The organism is Frankia sp. CcI49, from assembly GCF_001983215.1.
In the GTDB taxonomy this organism is placed as follows: Bacteria; Actinomycetota; Actinomycetes; order Frankiales; family Frankiaceae; genus Parafrankia; species Parafrankia irregularis.
Map to the genome: position 1 here is coordinate 225,270 of NZ_MOWP01000032.1, position 20,005 is coordinate 245,274.

Here is a 20,005-nt window from a genome sequence, read left to right on the forward strand (position 1 = left end):
GAGATGAACGGCGACCTCAACCATGTGATCGTGTTCGAGCGCCCAGGAATTCCGCTACGCATTGACGAGGTTCCGATTCCGTCGCTCGAACCAGCCCAGGCGCGAGTACGGGTGTCACTCGCCGGCGTCTGCGGATCGGACGTGCACCGGCTCGCCGGCGATCTCGGGTCTCCGAAGCAGCCGATCACCTTCGGGCACGAAGGCGTGGGAACGATCGAGGAACTCGGCGCGCGCTTCGTGACCGACAGCAGTGGGACGCCGCTGGCGGCAGGGGACACCATCTACTGGTCGACCATGAGCAACTGCCATCGCTGCCATGCTTGTGTGGTCCTCGACGAACCCATCCTCTGCGACAGCTACCCATGGCCCGTGCCCCTGGGACAGCCGAGCCCGGCCGCTTACCAGGAGTTGGCTACGCTGACAACCAGCACCGCGTGTGCTCGAGTGCCCGAAGGGATTGCCCCGGAAGCGGTGATCGCCTTCGGGTGCGCGATGCCGACTGCTCTGGGTGCGTTCCGCCGCCTCGGCGGCATAGACGCCGGTGATACCGTCCTCATCCAGGGTTGCGGTCCGGTCGGCCTGGCACTCACGGTGCTGGCCTCGCTCACTCTCGCGGAGCGGATCGTGGTCCTCGGTGGGCCCTCGGCACGATTAAAGGTGGCGCTGGACCTGGGCGCGACCGACGTCGTCGAACTCGACGGGGGCACTCCGGAGGAGAGACGAGAGTCAATCCTTGCCCTGACCGCGGGTCGTGGGGCCGATGTGATCCTGGAGGCGGCCGGTCGGCCAGATGCCTTCGCGGAGGGTTTGCGCATGCTTGCCCCCGCGGGTCGATATGTCATCGTGGGGCTGTATTCGGGCCGAGCGGAGGTGCCCGTTGACCCCGTCGTTCTGAACAACGCCAACCAGAGGGTCATCGGCAGCCTGGGTTACCGGCCAGAGGACATCCGTCATACGGTGAGCATCGCGGCTCGAATCGGGACCCAGCGGGGATTCGACCGGTTGGTGGGCAGTCGCTTCGCGCTCCCGCGGACCGAGGACGGTATTCGCGCCGCGGCCATGGCTGGGCACGTCAAGTGCGTCGTGGCGCCATGAAGTATCGGCGGCGCCGATGGTTGACACCGGCGCGGTGCCAGACACCGGCCACAATGATCATCCTCGGCTGGCCAGGCAAGATCCTGGCACCTCGGGGCGCTCATGTTCACGGAAGAGGCACCGTCGGAGCGGCGCCCGAGGGAGGCAAGCGATGACCAATGAGTAACTCACCGTTACTGGAGGCCAGCATTCCGGCGATGGTGCTGGCGAGTGCGCGACGGTTCGCCTCCGAAGAGGCGATCGTCGACGGCGACCGCCGCTGGAGCTATGCCGACCTCGGCAAGACTGTCGTCGAGTCCGTGCGCGCGGCCGTCGCGCTCGGGGTGGAACCCGGTGACCGGGTGGGACTCTGGGCACCCAACAGCGCCGAGTGGATCCTCGCGGCGCTCGGCGTGCTCGGCGCGGGCGGCATCCTGGTGCCTCTCAACACCCGGTGGAAGGCCGAAGAGGTCGCCTACGCCCTGGACCGGGCCGGCGCGAGCACGCTGTTCGTGGCCCAGGGTTTCCTGGGCCACGACCATATCGGCGCTCTGCGCGCGGTGGCACCCACGCCGCCCGCGCTGGGCCGGATAGTCACTCTCGACGGCGACGCCCCGGACACGCTGCCGTGGGCGGAGTACCTGCGGGCCGGCGATGCCGTCGACCAGGCCGAGGCCTTGGCCCGCGTCGCCGCGGTTCGTCCCGAGGATACGTCGGACATCATGTTCACCTCCGGGACCACCGGACAACCAAAGGGCGTGATGCTCAACCACCAGGCGAGCCTGAGGGCCTTCGTCTGGCTCACCGACGTGTTCACCTTCCGCCGCGGTGACCGCTACCTGGTCGTCCCGCCGTTCTTCCACACGTTCGGATACAAGGCCGGCTGGATGGCGAGCTTCGCCCGCGGCGTCACGGTCCTGCCGCAACGCGTCTTCGACGCCGCGGACGTCCTCGCGCGCATCGAGCGCGAGCGGGTGTCGATCCTGCTCGGGCCGCCGACACTGTTCACGGACATGATGCACCATCCCCGTCGCCACGAACACGACCTCTCGTCGCTGCGGGTGACGGTCCCGGCGGCGGCCGGCGTCCCTGTGGAGCTTGTCCACCGGCTGCGCGAGGACCTCGGCTTCGAGGTCGTCATCACCTCCTACGGTCTCACCGAGGCGCATTCCCTGGTCAGCACGTGCCGGCCGGACGACGCCCCCGAGGATGTCGCGCGTTCGGTGGGGCGGGCCGCGGACGGCATCGAGGTCCGCGTCGTCGACGACGACGGCATGCCGTGCCCGCCGGGCGAACGCGGCGAGGTGCTGGTCCGCGGCTACGTCGTGATGTCCGGCTACTGGCAGGACCCGCAGGCCACCCGGGAAGCGATTGACGCCGACGGCTGGCTGCACACGGGCGACGTCGGCGTGCTCGACGAGCGCGGGTTCCTGTCCATCGTCGACCGCAAGAAGGACATGGTGATCGTCGGTGGGTTCAATGTCTACCCCGCCGAGATCGAGCGGGTCATCCTCCAGCAGCCCGGGGTAGCCGAGGCGGCCGTCGTCGCCGCGCCCGACTCGCGGCTCGGCGAGGTGCCCGTCGCGTTCGTCGTACCCCGCCCCGGTCACACCGTGGCCGCCGAACCGCTGCTCGCCGCTCTGCGCGACCGGCTCGCCAACACCAAGGTCCCGCGTCGGCTGCACGTCGTGGATGAGCTGCCCCGCAACGCCAGCATGAAGGTTCTCAAGACCAGGCTGCGCGAGCTCGCCGCCGAAACCCACCCGCGGCCGCCTCGCCCAAGTGGTGACGACACGGTCCCGCCGGGCGGCGAGCAGTAGCTCTTCGTCGACCACCCACGACAGCGCCGCGGTGACCTGTCGCCGGGTGGCGTCCCAGGCTCGCGGGCACAGCCATGAGGAGGCTGGCGCGCACCACGCGGCGGGCCCGCGCGGCGAGACCCAGCAGCGTGGGCAGGACAGTGAGGTCAGGTCGTCCGACCACACGACCGTGCGGCCCAGCGGGACGCCGCGGGTCAGCTCCCGGCGGCAGCGCGATCGGACACCGTAGGTCAGCCAGTTGCAGCAGACGAGGGAGCAGGGTTCGTGTGCCGCCCCGCGATGGCGGCGCCCTTCGCCGCAGGCAGGATTCGGCGAACGGATTTCCGCCTCGGGAGGGGTCGGGCCGCCGCACCCGTCGGTCGTCCACACCAGCTCGCCCGGCTCGCCGAGGGCGCCCCCACTTCCGCTATGGAGCGCCCACAACTCCTGCATGCCGTTGACGAGCGACCCCTCGGACAGGCATCCGACCAGTCAGGTATTGACTAAGACAGTAAGCACACACTATCTATGGGATGTGATGCACGATACAGCGCAGATGGATCGATGAGGATCACCATGCCGCCAGGTAGCACGATCATTTCCGAGGTCGATCTATACCGCACCATGTACACGATCAAGGAGTGCGACGACCGGTTCTGGAAGCTGATGCAGTCCGGGCAGGTCGTCCTCAACTACTACTCGCCACGGGGTCAGGAGGCCGTGGCCGCCGGGATATGCGCCGCGCTCGACCCGTCCGACTATCTGATCACCACATACCGCGGGCTTCACGACCACATCGCCAAGGGGGTTCCGCTGCCCGCGCTCTGGGCGGAGTTCCTCGGGCGCGCGACCGGGACCTGCAAGGGCAAGGGCGGCCCCATGCACATCACCCACCCGGGCTCCGGGCTGATGGTGACGACGGGGGTCGTCGGTAGCGGCCTGCCGATCGCCAACGGCTTCGCCCTGTGGTCCCAGATCAACGGCGACGGCCGGGTCACCGCCTGTTCCTTCGGGGACGGGGCCAGCAACATCGGAGCCTTCCACGAGGCTCTCAACCTCGCCTCGGTCTGGAACCTACCGGTGATCTTCGTCTGCCACAATAACGGCTACGCCGAGCACACGGCGTACGCGGCGGGCACGAGCGCCGGCCAGGTCGCCGATCGCGCCGCGGGCTACGGCATGCCCGGCGTCCGGGTGGATGGGAACGATCCCCTCGCGGTGCGTGACGCGGCGACGGAGGCGGTGAAGCGCGCCCGCGCGGGCGAGGGGCCGACGCTCATCGAGGCGGTGACCTTCCGCTTCCGCGGGCACCAGTTCGGCGACGACGGCGCGTACATCGACAAGGCGGAGATGGCGGCCGCGCGGGAACGCGACCCGCTGCCTCGGCTGCGGGAGCGGCTGCTCAGCGAGTTCGGGGTATCGCCCGACGAGGTGGCCACGCTCGAAGACCATGTGCGGTCGGCGGTGAGCCAGGCGGCGAAGGGTGCCCTGGACGCGCCCGAACCGTCGGTCGACGAGCTGCTCACCGACGTCGTCTCCACCTCCCCCGGAGGGGTCGCATGACCGAGACATTGACCAGGACGCCCAAGGCGACCTTCCGCGACGCGGTGAACCGGGCGCTCAACGACGCGATGGCACGGGACCCCCGGGTCATCGTGTTCGGCGAGGATGTCGCCGATCGCGAGGGCGGTGGCGTACTGACCGTCACCAAGGGCCTCTCCGAGGCCTACGGAACGGACCGGGTGCGCTCGACGCCGATCTCCGAACAGGCGATCGTGGGGGCAGCCGTCGGGGCCGCCATCGCGGGTGCCCGCCCGGTGGCCGAGATCATGCTGAACAACTTCCTGCGTGTCGCCGCCGACCAGCTGTCCAACCACGCGGCGAAGCTGCGCTACATGTCCGGCGGGCAGACGACCGTCCCGCTCACCGTCCGCACCGTGTGCGGGGCGGGCGGTGGCTTCGGCGCCCAGCACTCCGAGCTGCTGGACAACGAGTACGCCCATGTCGCGGGTCTGCGCATCGTGGCGCCGGCGACGCCGTCCGACGCCTACGGCCTACTGCTGTCGTGCATCGAGGACGACGATCCCTGCCTGTTCCTCGAGCACCTCAAGCTTTACTTCGGCGGTCCGAAGGAAGCGCTGCCGGTCGTGCCCGCGCCGGTGCCGATCGGGTCAGCCCGGATCGCCCGCGCCGGGTCCGACGTCACGGTCGTCACGTACTCCCAGACGGTGCACGGGGCGCTCACCGCTGCCAGGGCGGTCGCGGCGGACGGGATCGACGTCGAGGTGATCGACCTGCGCACGATCGTCCCGTGGGACGAGCGCACCGTGCTGGAATCCGCGGCGCGTACCCGACGGATCGTCATCGCGCACGAGGCGGCTGTCCCGTTCGGTATCGGCGCGGAGATCTCGTCGCGGATTCACGAGGAGCTGTTCGGCGAACTCGCCGGACCCGTGGTCCGGGTTGGCTCCGCCCACGTTCCCGTTCCCTTCGCGGGCGCACTCGAGTCCGCGTATCTCATCGGCCCGCCCGAGATCGAGGCGGCTATTCGCAGGGCGGCTGCGGCATGAGCGACAACATCGAAGAGATCCGTATCCCGAAAACCGGCGTCAGCGTCGAGGAGGGAACGGTCACCGAGTGGCTGGTGGAAGACGGTGACATCGTCGAAGCCGGCACTCCCATCTACGTACTGGGCACGGACAAGGTCGAGAGCGACATCGAGGCGCCAGCCGGCGGCCAAATCCGGCTGCTGGTCGAGGCCGACACGACGCATCCGGTCGGCACCCTCGTCGCCGAAATCGTCAAGGGCTGAAAGTTGACGGCTCAGAAAAGTAGACCGTAAAGGCCGGATCGCGGGTAGGGAGACACGATGGCACAGGCGATCAGACATCCACTGGCGCAGAACAGGCTGTATTCCATCGAGGACGACGGCCGGGTCCGAGTGTGGGCCGACGGGGTCAGTCCGGAAACCGAGCACTGGGGATTATTCGACAATTGCGGCCGTTGGCTGGGTGGCAAACTCCGTCACGCCGATCCGCAGATGTGCCGGTTTATCTTCGCCCGCTGGATCCTGAATCAGGCGACCGCGAAGGGCTGAGCCGATGACTGAGCTGGACGACCCGAAGCACCCCGGCGGGTTACGGTCCCGGGGCATCTCCTACCAGGAGGTGCTCGACACCGACACGCACGAGGTGCCTCCCGTACTGCGCCTTCAGAGCGACCGGTACCTCGGCGCCCACGATGTGCCGGTCGACCGCTACATCAGCCGGGAATACCACGAGCTGGAGAAGGAGCGGCTGTGGCCGGTTACGTGGCAGATGGCATGCCGCGAGGAGGAGATCCCCAACCCCGGCGACACGCATGTCTACGAGATCGTGAACACATCGATCCTCGTCGTCCGCACCGAGACCGGCGCGATCAAGGCGTTCTACAACGTATGCCTGCACCAGGGCAGGATTCTGCGGGACCACAGCGGCAACACCCCCGAACTGCGCTGTCCGTATCACGGATTCTGCTGGCAGCTCGACGGCACCCTCAAGCGGGTTCCCAGCCGCTGGGACTATCCGACGGTGCGCCGCGACAACTTCTCACTCAAAGAGATCCGYGCGGAGACATGGGGCGGATTCGTGTTCATCAACATGGACCACGGGGCCCAGCCGCTGACGAGCTTCCTCGGGGACATCGACCAGCATTTCGAGCGCTACTCTCTCACCGACCGCTACATCGCGGTGCACACCGTCAAGTACCTGCGGTGTAACTGGAAGGTCGCACAGGAGGCCTTCATGGAAGGTTACCACACGATCGCGACGCATCCCCAGATCCTCCCGGCAACCGCCGACGAGATGGGGCAGTACGACGCGTTCGAGCACTACTCCCGGGCGATCAACGTCACCGGCGTCGCGAGCACGAGCCTGAGCTGGACGCCGTCCGAGGACGACATGGCGGCGGTGTCGTTCAATTCTGGAAATCCCATTGAGGAATCGGGCAGCCTCGTACCGGAGGGGATGACGTTCCGGACATGGGGGGCGCAGCTGGGGCGCAACGCGCTACGTCCCATCATCGGCGACGCGGTCGACAAGCTGTGCGACTCCGAGATGATGGACGCTTTCTTCTACACGGTGTTCCCGAACTTTCACCCGTGGGGCTCGTACAACCGGATCGTCTACCGGTTCCGGCCCTACGGCGACAACCACAAGCAGTCGATCATGGAGACCTACATTCTCCAGCCGTTCGCCGGTGAGCGGCCCCCGCCGGCGGAGCCGCACATCCTCGGGTTCGACGAGACGCACCTGGACGCACCGGAGCTGGGTGCGCTCGCCGAGATCTTCTACCAGGACGAACTCAACATGCCGAGGGTCCAACAGGGCCTTCACGTGTTGCCGCGGACGAAGCCCTCGGGCGTGACGTTCGGCGTCTACCAATACAGCAAGATTCGGCACTTCCATAATCTGTATGAGGAGTACCTGGGAGTCGGGAAGGAAGCCCCCAAGCGGATGAATGACAGTCCGTCGGGGTAGTACCCTACGTCCCGCCGGGTCACGGGCCACCCCGGTGGCCACAGAGCCGCGCACGGCGGCCGCCGGCGAAGAGGATCAGCTGGCCCTCCCGGTCTCGGGACAGGGCTCAGCTGATCTTGTCGCGGTGGGTGAGCGCCGCGATGATGTACGTGGCCATCTGCTCGATGAACTCCTCCCGGCTCGGCCGTCCCTGTGCCGGGTACAACCAGTCGGCGAAGACCGCCGCGGAGAGGATGAGTCCGAACGACAGCCTCATGGCCCAGAACACGTCGACGTCGACGAAACCGCGCTGCTCGATCGTACGCTCCATGTCGGCGGTGTCGCGGCGCAGGATCTCGTCGATCGGCGCGCCGATGTCGAACCCGTCGTGCACGCCCGCCGCGTGCAGCGCCACGATCAGCTCGCGCTGCTCGACCAGCGAGTCGTAGACGGTCGCGACGTACATGCGCGCGGACTCCAGATCGGACATCGTCTCGTATTCGACGTCCGCCCAGCGCCGCTCGAAACTGCCCCACGCCTCGAGCACCGGCTCGAGCACCGCGTCCCGGAACAAGCCTCGCTTACTCCCGAAATGCCGAAAAAGCAAAACCTCCACGACGCCGGCCCGCTCGGCAATATCACGGGTGCTGGCTCGGTGATAGCCATTCTCAGCAAACACCGTCCGACCCGCTTCCAGCAGAGCCGTGCGTATCTCCGAGGTCGGCCGGCGCGGTCTGCGCAGGCTGCCGGATGTCATGAGGCCTCCGATGGGTCGTAGACCCCCATGGTCTCCCAGCCCGTCCGGACACGGCCACCTCAGGTGGTCTCACTCACCGCCGACCACGGTGATGGAGACACGCGGGCATGGCTCGGCGCCCCGCTCGTGACCTGACGCCCGCCCGGACGGCTCATCCACGCGCCGGGAACGCGGCCTCGGCCAGCTGGTCGAGGCGGGCCTGCCGGATCGCGCCGCGCCGGATCTTGCCGGAGTCGTCGCGCAGCGGGGTCGTGACGAACTCGAGCGTGCGTGGCACCTTGTACCGCACGAGCCGCTCACCGACGAAGGCGCGCAGTTCCTCGACATCCGGTTCGGCACCGGGCTCGATCTGGACGACGGCGTGGGTGACGTTGCCGAGGTCGGTGTCGGGCAGACCCACAACAGCGCTGCCGAGCACGGCCGGATGCTCGTCCAGCGCCGCCTCGACCTCAGCCGGGTAAATATTCTGTCCCCCGCTGACGATCATGTCAACCCGGCGGTCGGAAAGGTAGAGGTAGCCGTCGGCGTCCATCCACCCGATGTCACCGACGGTCTGCCAGCCGTCGGCGTCCTTGTCGGTCTCGGCACCGCGGTAGGTGTAGGTGACGGCGTTGCCGGGGGCCCGCATGTAGATGCCGCCGACGGTGCCGGGCGGGGCGATCTCGCCGTCGGAGTCGCGGATCTGTATCTCCCCGAACATCGTCTGGCCCACCGATCCGCGGTGGGCCAGCCATTCGGTGCCCGAGATGACGGTCGCCGCGATCTGCTCGCTCGCGCCGTACAGTTCCCAGATCAGCTCGGGACCGAGCCAGTCGATCCAGGCCTCCTTCAGCCAGGGCGCGCACGGGCCGGCCATGTGCCAGATCCGTCGCAGCGAACCGAGATCGTAGCTTTTCCGGGTCTCCGCCGGAAGCCGCCAGATCCGGTTCATCATCGACGGCACGATCATCGTCCAGTCGACCTTGTGCCGCTCTATCAGGCGCAGGGTCTCCTCCGGGTCGAAACGATGCATGACCACCTGGTGGTTCCCGGTCAGCAGACCCCGTATCGAATAGCCGAATGGCCCGTTGTGGTAAAGCGGGCAGGTGACCAGTTGTACGCCGTCGATCTGGTCGCCGTAGCCGTTCGGCGCGGTCGGGTCGAGGAGGGCCGGGGTGGCGTCGATGATGAGCTTCGGCCGCCCGGTGCTGCCACCCGAGGTAGGTGCCTTCCAGCTCGGTGACACCCGGTCGGGTAACTGCGAGGGGTCCAGGTCAGTCGGCGCGGAGTAGTCCGCCGGCAGTATCGGCCGCCCGCCCGCGACCTCGCTGGTGCCGCCCACGACCAGGCGGGGGTCCGCGAGCTCGACAATCGCCGCGAGTTCCCGGACGGGCAACCGGGACGAGACCGGCTGCGGGATCGCGCCGAGCTTGAGCACCGCGAGCGTGAAGTCGTAGACGGCCACAGAGTTCGGCAGTGCGAGGGTGACCAGGTCCGCTTCGCGGACGCCGCGGTCCGCCAGCGCCCGCGCGAGACGGTTCGAGGACGCCTCCAGCTCAGCACGCGTTACACTTACATCACCGACAGTAATGGCCATGCGCATGGGATCAACCTCAGCGTGATAGGCCAAAGCGCGGCCGTACGACATCATGGCGGTCATCGAGCTGGATCCCTCCCGGGACGATCGAATGGCGGGTCGGCGGTTCGGCGGGCTCGGGCGGGCCGGCGGGGCCGGCGGTCTGAGGGGTCGATGGGCGTCCCGAGTCGGGCGCCCGTCGAATGGTGTGGGCGGGCCGCCACGCGCCGGCCCGCCCACACCAGCCTCAGCCGAGGATCTTGCTGACGTCCACCGGGTCGGGCAAGGCGAGAACCGGCTCGCCGTCCTCGACCTTCACCAGGTAGACGATCGCGCTGGAGACCCGCGGGCTGGCCTTGGAGACCGAGGCGCTGGGCGTCCACGGAGGAACGACACCCAGGTCGAGGTCCCTGGCCTCGTCGAGCGCGGTGCGCAGGCCGGCCGCGTCCACCGTCGGCGCGGTCTTGAGCAGTTCGGCGACGGCCACGACCGACGGCCACGCCAGCAGCGAGGTGCCGAACAGCTTCTTCTGGTCCGCGTCCTCGTCCCCAGCGGCGAGCTCGGCCTCTAGGTCCTCCTTCATCAGTTTCACCTGCGGGTTGTTGTCCGCCTCGGCCAGCGGAAGCACGCTCGACCCGTGGAGGATGTTCTCGACGACGGACGATCCCAGCTCGGAGTAGTCCTCCGGGGTGAGCGTGCCCGAGTTCAGCAGCCACTTCGCCTCGACGCCGTTCTGGTCGGCGGTCCGCAGCGACTGGACGACACCCTGCTGGGCCAGTGCCACGAGCGCGCTGTCCGCCCCGCTGCGCTGGATGGCGGCGACCAGCGGCGCGTAGTCGGCGGTGGTCACCGGCAGCTTCTGCTGGCCGACGACCTCCATGCCCAGCTTCCGGGCACCCGCCTCCATCGCGGCCAGGAACGGACCGGCCGAGGCGTTGTCGGTAGTGACCAGGTAGACCTTCTTCGCGCCCTGTTCGGCGGCACCGATCATCGCTGCGGCGTACGGGTAGCTGAGCCCGCCGTCGAGCAGGTACGACGTCGGGGCCTGGTACTCGGCGGGCACCAGCGCGCCGAGGCCGACCGACGGAATACCGGCTTCCTGCAGAATGGAGGAAACCTGCGCGCCGCCCTGCGGGATGATGGACTTGACGGTCGCGACGACGCCCTCGTCGACCAACCGCCGGGCGCAGGCCGCGGCCTTGTTGGGGTCGAATGCGTCGTTGCAGTAGACCAGTTCCAGCGGCCGGCCGTTGACGCCACCGCGAGAGTTCACCCCGCGCACAGCCGCCCGCGCGACGGCGATGTAGTCGGGGGTGTTGTACACGGCGTTCTCGGTCGGCGCGATCTGCCCGATCTTGATGGGCTCACCGGAAAGCCCACCCGCGGCGCTCTCGATCGGCTTCGCGGAATCGCCGTCGCCGTTGTCGCCACACCCTGTCAGAACGGCGAGCCCCAATAACAGCGGTGAGACGACGGCAACGAGCTTTCGAGATCTCATTTCGGTGCTCCTTGTGCGTTGACTGACTGGTTCGGGCGCGCGCCGAACAGGCGCCGTTGAAACGTGCTGCCCACGGTTGTTTCCATCTTGTCGGGAGTGGGCGGGGCAACAGGCCCGACAATTACGGAAGCCGCGGGCCGCGGGCCTGAAAACAGCGTCGATGACGGGTTCAGCCCGGCAGGACCACCGGCTGGTCCGCCGGCACCTCTCCGGCGGGGGCCGGCGTGTCGGCCTCGCCCAGGTATGCGGCCCGCACGGCCGGATCGCGGCTGACCTCCGCCGGGCTGCCCACCGCGATCCGGCGGCCGAACTCGACAACGGTCACCCGGTCGCAGACCGACATGACCACCGACATGTCGTGTTCGACGAGCATGACGCCGATGCCCCAGGTGTCCGCGAGCTGACGGACCAGGCGACCCAGATGCACGCTCTCGGACTCGTCGAGGCCGGCGGCCGGCTCGTCGAGCATGAGCACCGCCGGCCCGCTCGCGAGAGCCCGCACGATCGCGACCAGCCGGCGCCGACCGTAGGGCAGGCATCCCGCGGGCTCGTCGAGACAGTCCATCAGATCGAATTCGCGTAGCGCGTCCACCGCGGACGGCGGCAGCTCCTGACGGGCGGGGCGGATGAGGTCGCGTACCGGCCCGAGCAAGCTGCGCTGGTGGTCGGCGGCGAGCAGATTCTCCCGGACGGTGAGGTCCTCGAACAGCTCCAAAGACTGGAAGGAACGTGCCACCCCGGCGAGGGAACGCTGGTAGACGGGCAGGCTGTCCAGCCGGGTGGAGCCGAGGCGGACCGATCCGCCGGCACGGGCGAAGCCGCTCACCGCGTCGATGACGGAGGTCTTCCCGGCGCCGTTGGGGCCGATGAGCCCGTGCACCTCGCCGGGGCGGACCGTCAGATCGAAGTCGCTGACGGCGACGACCGTGCCGTAGCGGACCGTCAGTCCCTCCACCACGAGGTCCGCACGCGGGCGCGCCGAGTCCCGGGCGGCGGCCGCTCCGACTGCGTCGGCGCTGTAGCCGGCCGGCCGTGGGGCTGGCTCACCAGCCCGATTCGCCTTGGTGGCGGCGGGCCCGGGCGCGGAGGGCCCGATGGCTGCCTTCGAGCGTGACCCCCTGATCCGGCCCATGAGCGTGCCGAATGCCTTCTGGTTATGCGCCGCCATCCCGTTGGCGTCCTGAAGCAGCAGCAGGATGAGCAGCACGCCACCGATGAGCACCAGCCAGGACTCGATCGCGGCGAGGTACTCGTTGAGCAGGCTGCCGACGCCACCGGAGGACAGGGCGGAGCCGTAGAGGGGTCCGCTGAGGAAGCCCACCCCGCCGACGACGGCGAGGGTGATGGACGTGATCGAGTGCAGCGGGTCGAAGCTGACATCGTAGGTGATGGTCGGCGCGGTGAACGCCAGCAACGTGCCGGCGAGGCCGGCGAGCGCCGCGGACAGCGTGAAGGCGAACATCTTCGCCCGGAACACGTTGACGCCCAGCGCGGCGGCGGCCCGTTCGTTGGTGCGCACGGCCAGCAGCCGGCGGCCGGACGCGCTGCGGCGCAGGTTGCTCACCACCGCCATGGCGAGCAGCAGCCAGATCAGCGTGAACACCGCGTAGCGGCCGGGCGAGGCGACGGCGTCGAGCTCGACGCCGAAGAACGTCTGGGTCCCGACGACGGTGCCGGTCTCGCCGCCGGTGTAGGACGAGTTGTTGAACAGCACCGCCTGCACGGCCGATCCGAGACCGAGGGTGACCACGGCCAGGTTCACCCCGCGGGTCCGCAGCGCCGGCAGGGCGAACAGCGCCCCCACGACAGCCGCCCCCGCGATACCCGCCAGCAGTGCGAGCTCGAAGGGCCAGTGGGCCGCGGCGACCAGCCGGCCGGAGAAGTACGCCCCGATCCCGGCGAAGGTGAACTGCGCCAGCGACAGCTGGCCCGCGTAGCCGGTGAGCACCACCACGGACAGCAGCACGATGCTGATCACGCAGCTGTAGGTGAGCACCGCCTGCCAGTCCTCGTTGAGGACGGCCACTGCCAGCACCGCGACCGCGAGAGATGCCGGAGCGACGACGGCCCAGCGGATCCGCCCACTGCTGACGACCGGCTTGTGCTCGACGAGCGAGCCACGCAACGGCAGGCCTTTGCCGCGGACCACCATCACCAGCATGATCATCAAAAACGGCGCGGCATGCGAGATGCCCTGCTGGTCGACGTATCGATTCAGCTCACTCTGCGCGATGCCGAGGGCGACGCCGCCGATCATCGCCAGCGGGAAGGAGGTGAACGACGCCAGCAGGGCGACCGCCATGGCCACAATGACCAGCGAGGTCAACGTGGCGACTTGGAGGCCGGTGAGCGGCACGATGAGGATACCGGCGAACGCGGCGAGCGCCCCGCCCAGGGACCAGTTCAGCGCCGCGATCAGGTCCGGCGACCAGCCGAGGCTGGCGAGCGCCCGCTGATTCTCAGCCATCGCCCGGGTCGCGAGACCCAGCTGGGTGAACCGGAAGGTCACGGTCAGCAGCACGGTGAGGGCTACGGCGATACCCAGCAGCCACAGCCGATCGGCGGCGATCGTGACCGAGCCGATGTCCAGCGGGTCGTCCGGCAGGAAGCCCTCGACGGACCGCGGGGTGGTTCCGAAGATCAGCGTCGCCGCGGCCTGCACGATGATCATGAGGCCGAGTGTGGCGATAACCTTGGCCAGCGGCGCGGCGGTGCGCAGCGGCCGCATGATCAGCAGATGGGTGGCCGCGCCGAGCAGGGCTCCGACCAGCACGCCGACGATCGCGGCGGGCGCCTGGTCCCACTCATAAGTTCGGACGAGCTCGTCGTAGACGAACGCGCCCACCATGGCGAGGGCGCCGTGCCCGAAATTGACGACACCGGACCCGCGGTAAATGAGCACCAGCCCCTGGGCAAGCAGCGCATACACCGCGCCAATTCCTAACCCAAGTAAGGCGAACCGAACTATATCCACAACGGCTCAACTTTCTAAGTTGGAATCAGCCAAAGCGACCAAATTTTCCCGGAGCACGTTTTTCCGTATTTTCTGCGAGGCGGTCAGCGGGAAGTTCTCCACCAGCCGCCAGACGACAGGCACCTTGAAAGGCGCGAGCACGGTGCGCGCGTAGGAATGAAGGTCGTCCGAACTCAGATCCGCGCCCGGCGTCAGCCTGACGAAGGCGGCGACCTTTTCACCCCAGGCCGGGTCGGGCATCCCCACCACCGCCACCTGGGCGATCCGCGGATGCCCGAGCAGCGCTTCCTCGATCTCGCGGGGGTAGATATTCTCGCCGCCTCGGATGATGACCTCACGGGCTCGGCCGTGAAGCGTCATCACACCCGTCTCGTCCATCGCCGCCAGGTCGCCAGTGTGCAGCCAGCCGTCCGCGTCGAAGACCTCGGCGTTCGCCTCGGCTCCGTTGAGATACTCGGTCATGGTGAGGTCGGAGCGGGTGCAGATCTCCCCGATCTCCCCAAGATCGGCGATCTCGCTGGTGCCGTCCGGGCGGCGTGATTCCAGCCGCTGGATGCTGACCTCACGCTGGGGCAGCGGGCGGCCGATGGTCCTCGCCTTCACCTCGGCCGGGTCGTCCAGCCAGGTCTGCGAGATCGAGACCGACTCCGACTGGCCGTAGCCGATGAGAATCGTAACGTCGAGCAGCTTCTCGATCCRCTGGATCAGGCTGGACGGCACCGAGGTACCGCCGCCCATCATCCGGCGCAGCGCGCTCAGGTCGGTCCGCTCGAAATCCGGATGATCAATCATCCGCTGCATGAGAATGGGCACGAAACCGGTATAGGTGGCCCGTGAGCGGGCGAGAATGCGCAGCAGGTCAGCAGGACTCGGGCGGGCCACCACGACGTAGGCGCCCTGGGTTGACAGCGCCCCCAACACTGCGCTGACCGAGCCACCCACGTGGTGCAACGGCAGCGGAATGCACCAGACCTCGTCCTCCGCCGGCTGTTGGCGCAGCGCCGACAGCCAGGCGCTGTTGAAGGCGGCCCGATGGCTGATCACAGCGCCTTTCGGCCGGCCGGTCGTGCCCGAGGTGAACTGAGCCAGAAAGGGGCTCTCGGGTGTCACGGTGGGCAACGGCGCCGCCGCGGGATCCGGCGCCGCGGCGAGTACGCCGGCCGACCAGTCGTCCAGATCGATCACCTCACGCAGCCGGGGCAGCCCGCGGGCGAGTTCCTCGCCGCGCGCGAGCAGCGGCTTGCCGGCGGATTCCGGAACGGTGAACAGCACCACCGCCTCCGCGCTGCGCAACAGGTACTCGCACTCGTCGTCGAGCAGGGCCGGATTCAGCGGCGCGAGCACGGTTCCGGCGAGCGCGCTGGCGAACTCCAGCAAGTACCACCCGACGCTGTTCGGTGCCCAGACGGCGATCCGATCACCGGGTCGCGTGTGTTCCCGCAGGCGGGCCGCGCCCCGGACCGCCGCCGCGTACACCTCGCCCCAGGTCAGCCGGTGCAGCTGTGCGTCCTGCTCCCACAGCACCGCGTCGCGGTCGCCCGCGGAGCTCGCGTTCTGGGCCAGCACCTCCCCCACGCTGAGATCGATCAGTTCAGGTTCAAGGTCGGCAGACCAGTACGCCTTGCGCGTGACAGGCACGCGTGCCCTCCGTTCAAGTCAGCCCGGCCGGGGTTCGGCCATAGCGCCAGATCGCCTTCGGCCAGGCGAAACGCGACGTGTAATACAGGTCATAAAGTTCAATGATTTTGCGTTTTTGTCAAGCTTTCGACCCGCGGTCTCACGTGGTGATCGGTGCGGGTAGAACGTGCCGGGCGAGGCCGCCACGAACGGAGGTCATCTCGTGGGTCGCGTCGCTGACGGCTCCGCGAGGTGAGCCCAGCGGGCGGGGTGCGCTCCTGATGTTGGTTTTCCACTGGTGGTGGGTCACGGTGACCAGCAGCCGGTCGGACAGCAACAACGGACCGCGACGCAGGACGCGGACGACAGCCGGTGGCTGTGGCCGCGGCGGAGCGGCTTCGGTTGTCCGGGATCCGGGTTGCGCCGATCGGAGAATGCGTCTTCAGACAATGCGAACAACCAAAAGGACGCCGTTCGGGGTCAATCGGAAGACCCCGGCCCGGCGGTGCCCGCAGCGGGCCGACCCGGAGCATGCGCCAGCGGCTGGCGTGGCTTCCGCGGTCGCGGTCAGGAGACGGCGGCCACCGCAGAACCGGCGGCGCCGGGCCGGGCGAGGTAGCTGTCCTCGATCTCGGCCAGGCGCGAGCGCAGCTCGCCGGCCGCGCCGGACAGCTCCACTCTGCCCCGACGCAGCAGCAGCACCCGGTCGGCGACCTTCAGCACCTTGGTCACGTGCTGCTCCACGAGCAGCACCCCGACCCCGGCGTCGGCCGCCTCGCGCACCGCGACCAGCAGCCGGTCCACCACCAGCGGGGCCAGACCGAGCGAGAGCTCGTCGGCGAGCAGCAGGCGGGGGTTGCGCCCGAGTGCGCGTCCCAGCGACAGCATTTGTTGCTCACCCCCGGACAGCAGGCCTGCCGTGGTCTTCAGCTTCGGGCGCAGCTCCGGGAAGAGGGTGAGGACCTTCTCGACGTCGCAGTGCCCGATCTTCAGATTCTCGGCGGTCGTCTGCCCCATGAACACCGAACGCTCTTCGGGGACGAGCGCCAGCCCGCGCGCGGCGCGCTTGTGCAGGGCCGCGCGGGTGGGCACGCCGTCGACCAGAATCTCGCCGGCGATCGGACGCAGCTCACCGGCGAGGGTGAGTAACGTCGTCGTCTTGCCCGCGCCGTTGGGACCCAGCAACGCCACGATCTCGCCGGGATTCACTTTCACATCAAGATCAGAGACAACCGGCACACCCTGGTACCCGGCGTGTAACTTTCGCGCCTCGATAAGCGGAGCCATTCCGTTCTCTCCTTCACTTCGGGCTGATCATCCAGGGCCGGTGGCGGGACGAACCCGGAACGAACTTCGGTGACACCCGCGCGCCGCACTATGACGCCCAGACTCGGCGAGGCTCAGCGGTGGGATCGGCGCCTCGCCTTGGCACGCCACCGACCGCAGCGCCCCGGTCAGCGCGGCGTAGGTGATGTCGTGGCCGGCCCGAGGCGCCAGCGAACCGTCCTGGCCCCCAGCACCGACCGGGTGGGGTCGGCGGCTTTCCCGGCCACGCTCCAGCGCGCTCGCGGCCTCGCGGACGGGGTGGTCCACCCGCACCACGTCGACACCGAGATCGATCGGCAGCATCGCGCTGAACGGCAGCGCGCCCAGCCTGGCCATCTCCAGGCCCGCGCGCCCGCCGTGGACCCGGCATCAGCACCCCTCAACCACGATCGCGAACATGAGTCTCTCCTCGGGATTGACCTCCGGCGCCGGTCCGCGCCCATCGATCACGCGTGGACCGGACGAGACCTCGAGAATTGAGGTGACTCTACTAAATCCGGTAGATAATTGCACGTTCACGAGAGCCAGATCAAGTATCCACACCCCAAAAAGGGACATTTCGTCGAAAGGGCATCTTCTCCGCCCTGGCGTTCCGCCCGGCGCTGGCGGGCGGCGGGTGAGACGGCGCGCCTCCTTGATCGTGGCGCCWTCGAGGACTAACTAACCACTCCGTCAGCCTGCCGTCCCGCATCGACACCGCGGGCTTCGGCATCTTGACCGTGATCCGCAGGCGCAGCGGCGTGCCTTCCGGATCGCGGTCTCGACCCGCGGGATCTGGTAACGGAACCCGCCGCCCTGCCGGTCGGCGACGTCCTCGCCGAGGACGAACACCGACGGGTCGGCGGCCATCGCCTCGCCCAAGACCTCCGAGCACGCCTGCTGCAACGTGATCGTGCCGGTGCTCACACCGCCACCTCCTCGCGGTACACGTCGGGGCCGAGCTCCGCGACATCGGGATAGGGGCTTTCGGAGGCGTCGTCGAACGTCGTCCTGGCCTCCGCCTCGATGCCGGCGAGAGTGGCCTCGTCGGCGAGACCGTCCGCGAGCAACCTGGCGCGCAGCGCCAGCACCGGTCGTTCGCAAGCGCCGCGGCGTACTCATCGGGCGTCCATGTGGGCGGGTCACCGAAGTACTGGCCCATGAACCGATAGGTGACGGCTTCCAGCAGGGTCGGGCCGTCTCCGGCGCGGGCCCTGGCGACCGACCGCGTCGAGCATCGCGGCGACGTCGTTGCCATCCACCATCTCGCCGGCCATCCGGTTTCCGGCGGCCCGCTCTTCGGTGATCCTGCCCTCGTGGTGCCGCCGCTCCCCGAAGATCGCCGAGGTGCTGCCGCGGCTCTACCTACACGGCCTGCCCTCGGAAGACCCGCCACACGTCCCACGCGATAAAGGCACGCCCCGCGACCAACTCGCCCGCAGTGATCTCGGGATCTTCCGGATCACGACCGCGCGAGTTTCAACTCTTCCGCACGAAACATCATGATCCCATTTCGCCGGCCGATTTTATTGACCGAGCAACCCACGCGACTACGATCCGTAACCAAATTCGTCGGCACGTTCAGGGAATCGAACCAAACGATCAATGCCCGACCTGGGCACCTGCTATTCGACCAACCGTCGGATCCCATAGCTTTCACCTATTTGCCCAGGCCGGGGCTTTGTCACGCATCGTAGTGGACCTAACGCACCACGATAGTCGGGTGGCCGAGGAGAATCACACTCCCCGGCTCCCGCAGAACGGAGCGTGATGGTCTCACATCACTCCGCTCTTCTCATCCAGCCAACCAGAAATGGGGCATCCAGGCCCAGCGCGCGAACAGCTTCCGGTCTCTTTTGACGACCGCGAGCCACCACGAATGGACGTTTCTCAGCACCCTCAGCCGCTTGTGTTTCTTACGGGCCCATCGCACCAGGTAGGAGTTGATGCTCCTGAGGAGCGGATACATCTCGGACCGGTTGTACTGGCCCCAGTAGTTCATCCAACCTCGCACGATCGGGTTTATCGCCGTCGCGAGGTCGTCCAGATTCCGCCCGGTACGCCTGTGGATCCGCCAGGAACGGACCTCGGCCTTCTTTGCCGTCAGCTTGTCCCTGCTGATCGCGGGAGCGAACGAGGTGAAAGCACACCCAGCCGCCGGGTTCCACGCCTTGCGAGGACGGAACGTGTACCCGAGGAACGCGAACGACGTATGCTCATGCAAGCCCCGCCGGCCATCGTCCTTGCAGTACACGACCTTGGTTTTGGTCGGGTGCAACCGTAACCCGACCTCCTCCAGCCGCCGGCCGATCGCCGCGCGTACCTGCTCGGCCTGACGCCGGGTCGCGCAGTGCACCGCCGCATCGTCCACGTACCGCTCAAAGGTGACGTTCGAATACTCCCTGGCCATCCACATGTCAAAGGCGTAGTGGAGGAACAGGTTGGCGAGCACGGGCGACACCGCAGAACCTTGTGGGGTCCCGCGGATCGGTGTCGCACGGGAGCCGTCGGGGTGACACACCGGGGCGTCCAGCCACCGGCATACATACAGCACCACCCACGGCTGGTCGGTGTTGACCTCTACCGCCCTGACGATCAGATCATGCGGACAGCTGCCGAAGAAGTCCTGGATGTCCAGGTAGACGACCCAGTCCCTCCGCCAGCAGCGTCGCCGGCACGTGTCCACCGCATCCAGCGCGGACCGTCCGACCCGGTAGCCGTAGGAGTCGGCATGAAAGATCTGCTCCATGCGCGGCTCCAACGTCAACGCCACCACGGTCTGGGCGATCCGGTCGGCCACGGTCGACACGCCGAGCGTCCTCGACCCGCCGCCCGGCTTCGGTATGTCAACCGACCGCACCGGAGACGGAAAGCAGCTGCCCGAGCTCATCCGGTCGGGTGGCCCGAGGGAATCGCACCCCGGGCTCCCA

16 protein-coding genes and 2 pseudogenes are annotated in these 20,005 nt (G+C 68.2%); 7 read left to right on the forward strand and 11 right to left on the reverse strand.

Annotation, left to right across the window (positions count from 1 at the left end; all coding sequences use genetic code 11):
* Window positions 1-3 precede the first annotated feature (3 nt).
* The 7 genes from CcI49_RS29415 (at window position 4) to CcI49_RS29450 (ending at window position 7,390) form a co-directional block, all read left to right on the forward strand.
* Complete coding sequence (locus CcI49_RS29415) at window positions 4-1,095, forward strand: zinc-binding dehydrogenase (protein WP_076831702.1); 1,092 nt, start codon at window positions 4-6, stop codon at window positions 1,093-1,095.
* Between the two features lie 158 nt (window positions 1,096-1,253).
* The gene (locus CcI49_RS29420) at window positions 1,254-2,894 is read left to right on the forward strand and encodes a FadD3 family acyl-CoA ligase (protein ID WP_076831704.1); all 1,641 of its coding nucleotides are present in this window, start codon (window positions 1,254-1,256) and stop codon (window positions 2,892-2,894) included.
* Window positions 2,895-3,449: 555 nt separating this feature from the next.
* Window positions 3,450-4,436, forward strand: a complete 987-nt coding sequence (locus CcI49_RS29430; RefSeq protein ID WP_241840299.1) for a thiamine pyrophosphate-dependent dehydrogenase E1 component subunit alpha — start codon at window positions 3,450-3,452, stop codon at window positions 4,434-4,436.
* Window positions 4,433-5,443 carry a transketolase C-terminal domain-containing protein gene (locus CcI49_RS29435; RefSeq protein WP_076831714.1) on the forward strand — a complete coding sequence of 337 codons (1,011 nt, stop codon included), beginning with the start codon at window positions 4,433-4,435 and terminating at the stop codon, window positions 5,441-5,443. The genes CcI49_RS29430 and CcI49_RS29435 overlap by 4 nt, the downstream gene beginning before the upstream one ends.
* Window positions 5,440-5,685: a lipoyl domain-containing protein gene (locus CcI49_RS29440; protein WP_076831716.1), complete on the forward strand. Its 246-nt coding sequence runs from the start codon at window positions 5,440-5,442 to the stop codon at window positions 5,683-5,685. Before CcI49_RS29435 ends, CcI49_RS29440 begins: the two co-directional genes overlap by 4 nt.
* Window positions 5,686-5,742: 57 nt before the next feature.
* The gene (locus tag CcI49_RS29445; RefSeq protein ID WP_076831719.1) at window positions 5,743-5,970 is read left to right on the forward strand and encodes a hypothetical protein; all 228 of its coding nucleotides are present in this window, start codon (window positions 5,743-5,745) and stop codon (window positions 5,968-5,970) included.
* Window positions 5,971-5,974: 4 nt separating this feature from the next.
* On the forward strand, window positions 5,975-7,390 hold the full coding sequence (locus CcI49_RS29450; RefSeq protein WP_076831723.1) for an aromatic ring-hydroxylating dioxygenase subunit alpha: 1,416 nt from the start codon (window positions 5,975-5,977) through the stop codon (window positions 7,388-7,390).
* 106 nt (window positions 7,391-7,496) lie between these two features.
* On the opposite strand, the gene CcI49_RS29455 is transcribed toward CcI49_RS29450, so the two are convergent.
* The 11 genes and pseudogenes from CcI49_RS29455 to ltrA all read right to left on the reverse strand — a co-directional run bounded on the left by CcI49_RS29455 (window position 7,497) and on the right by ltrA (window position 19,965).
* Window positions 7,497-8,126: a TetR/AcrR family transcriptional regulator gene (locus CcI49_RS29455; protein WP_076831728.1), complete on the reverse strand. Its 630-nt coding sequence runs from the start codon at window positions 8,124-8,126 to the stop codon at window positions 7,497-7,499.
* Window positions 8,127-8,277: 151 nt separating this feature from the next.
* Window positions 8,278-9,765 (reverse strand): AMP-binding protein, encoded by a 1,488-nt coding sequence (locus CcI49_RS29460; RefSeq protein ID WP_076831731.1) that lies wholly within the window; start codon window positions 9,763-9,765, stop codon window positions 8,278-8,280.
* 163 nt (window positions 9,766-9,928) lie between these two features.
* Window positions 9,929-11,179: an ABC transporter substrate-binding protein gene (locus tag CcI49_RS29465; RefSeq protein WP_083749797.1), complete on the reverse strand. Its 1,251-nt coding sequence runs from the start codon at window positions 11,177-11,179 to the stop codon at window positions 9,929-9,931.
* A 169-nt stretch (window positions 11,180-11,348) separates the two neighbouring features.
* The gene (locus CcI49_RS29470) at window positions 11,349-14,153 is read right to left on the reverse strand and encodes an ATP-binding cassette domain-containing protein (protein WP_076831738.1); all 2,805 of its coding nucleotides are present in this window, start codon (window positions 14,151-14,153) and stop codon (window positions 11,349-11,351) included.
* 6 nt (window positions 14,154-14,159) lie between these two features.
* Window positions 14,160-15,791 (reverse strand): class I adenylate-forming enzyme family protein, encoded by a 1,632-nt coding sequence (locus CcI49_RS29475; RefSeq protein ID WP_076831741.1) that lies wholly within the window; start codon window positions 15,789-15,791, stop codon window positions 14,160-14,162.
* Window positions 15,792-15,930: 139 nt separating this feature from the next.
* Window positions 15,931-16,131 (reverse strand): annotated as a pseudogene (locus CcI49_RS43675) (ISAzo13 family transposase); the annotation flags it as partial.
* Between the two features lie 206 nt (window positions 16,132-16,337).
* On the reverse strand, window positions 16,338-17,057 hold the full coding sequence (locus tag CcI49_RS29480) for an ATP-binding cassette domain-containing protein (protein WP_076831744.1): 720 nt from the start codon (window positions 17,055-17,057) through the stop codon (window positions 16,338-16,340).
* Window positions 17,058-17,165: 108 nt separating this feature from the next.
* A pseudogene (locus CcI49_RS44555) lies at window positions 17,166-17,282 on the reverse strand (CoA transferase); the annotation flags it as partial.
* 486 nt (window positions 17,283-17,768) lie between these two features.
* Entirely contained in the window at window positions 17,769-18,002 is a 234-nt protein-coding gene (locus CcI49_RS29490; RefSeq protein WP_076831749.1) for a hypothetical protein, read from the reverse strand.
* Window positions 17,999-18,166 (reverse strand): hypothetical protein, encoded by a 168-nt coding sequence (locus CcI49_RS42275; protein ID WP_158230835.1) that lies wholly within the window; start codon window positions 18,164-18,166, stop codon window positions 17,999-18,001. Before CcI49_RS42275 ends, CcI49_RS29490 begins: the two co-directional genes overlap by 4 nt.
* A gap of 704 nt (window positions 18,167-18,870) precedes the next feature.
* Complete coding sequence (gene ltrA, locus CcI49_RS29500; RefSeq protein WP_076831757.1) at window positions 18,871-19,965, reverse strand: group II intron reverse transcriptase/maturase; 1,095 nt, start codon at window positions 19,963-19,965, stop codon at window positions 18,871-18,873.
* Window positions 19,966-20,005: the final 40 nt, after the last annotated feature.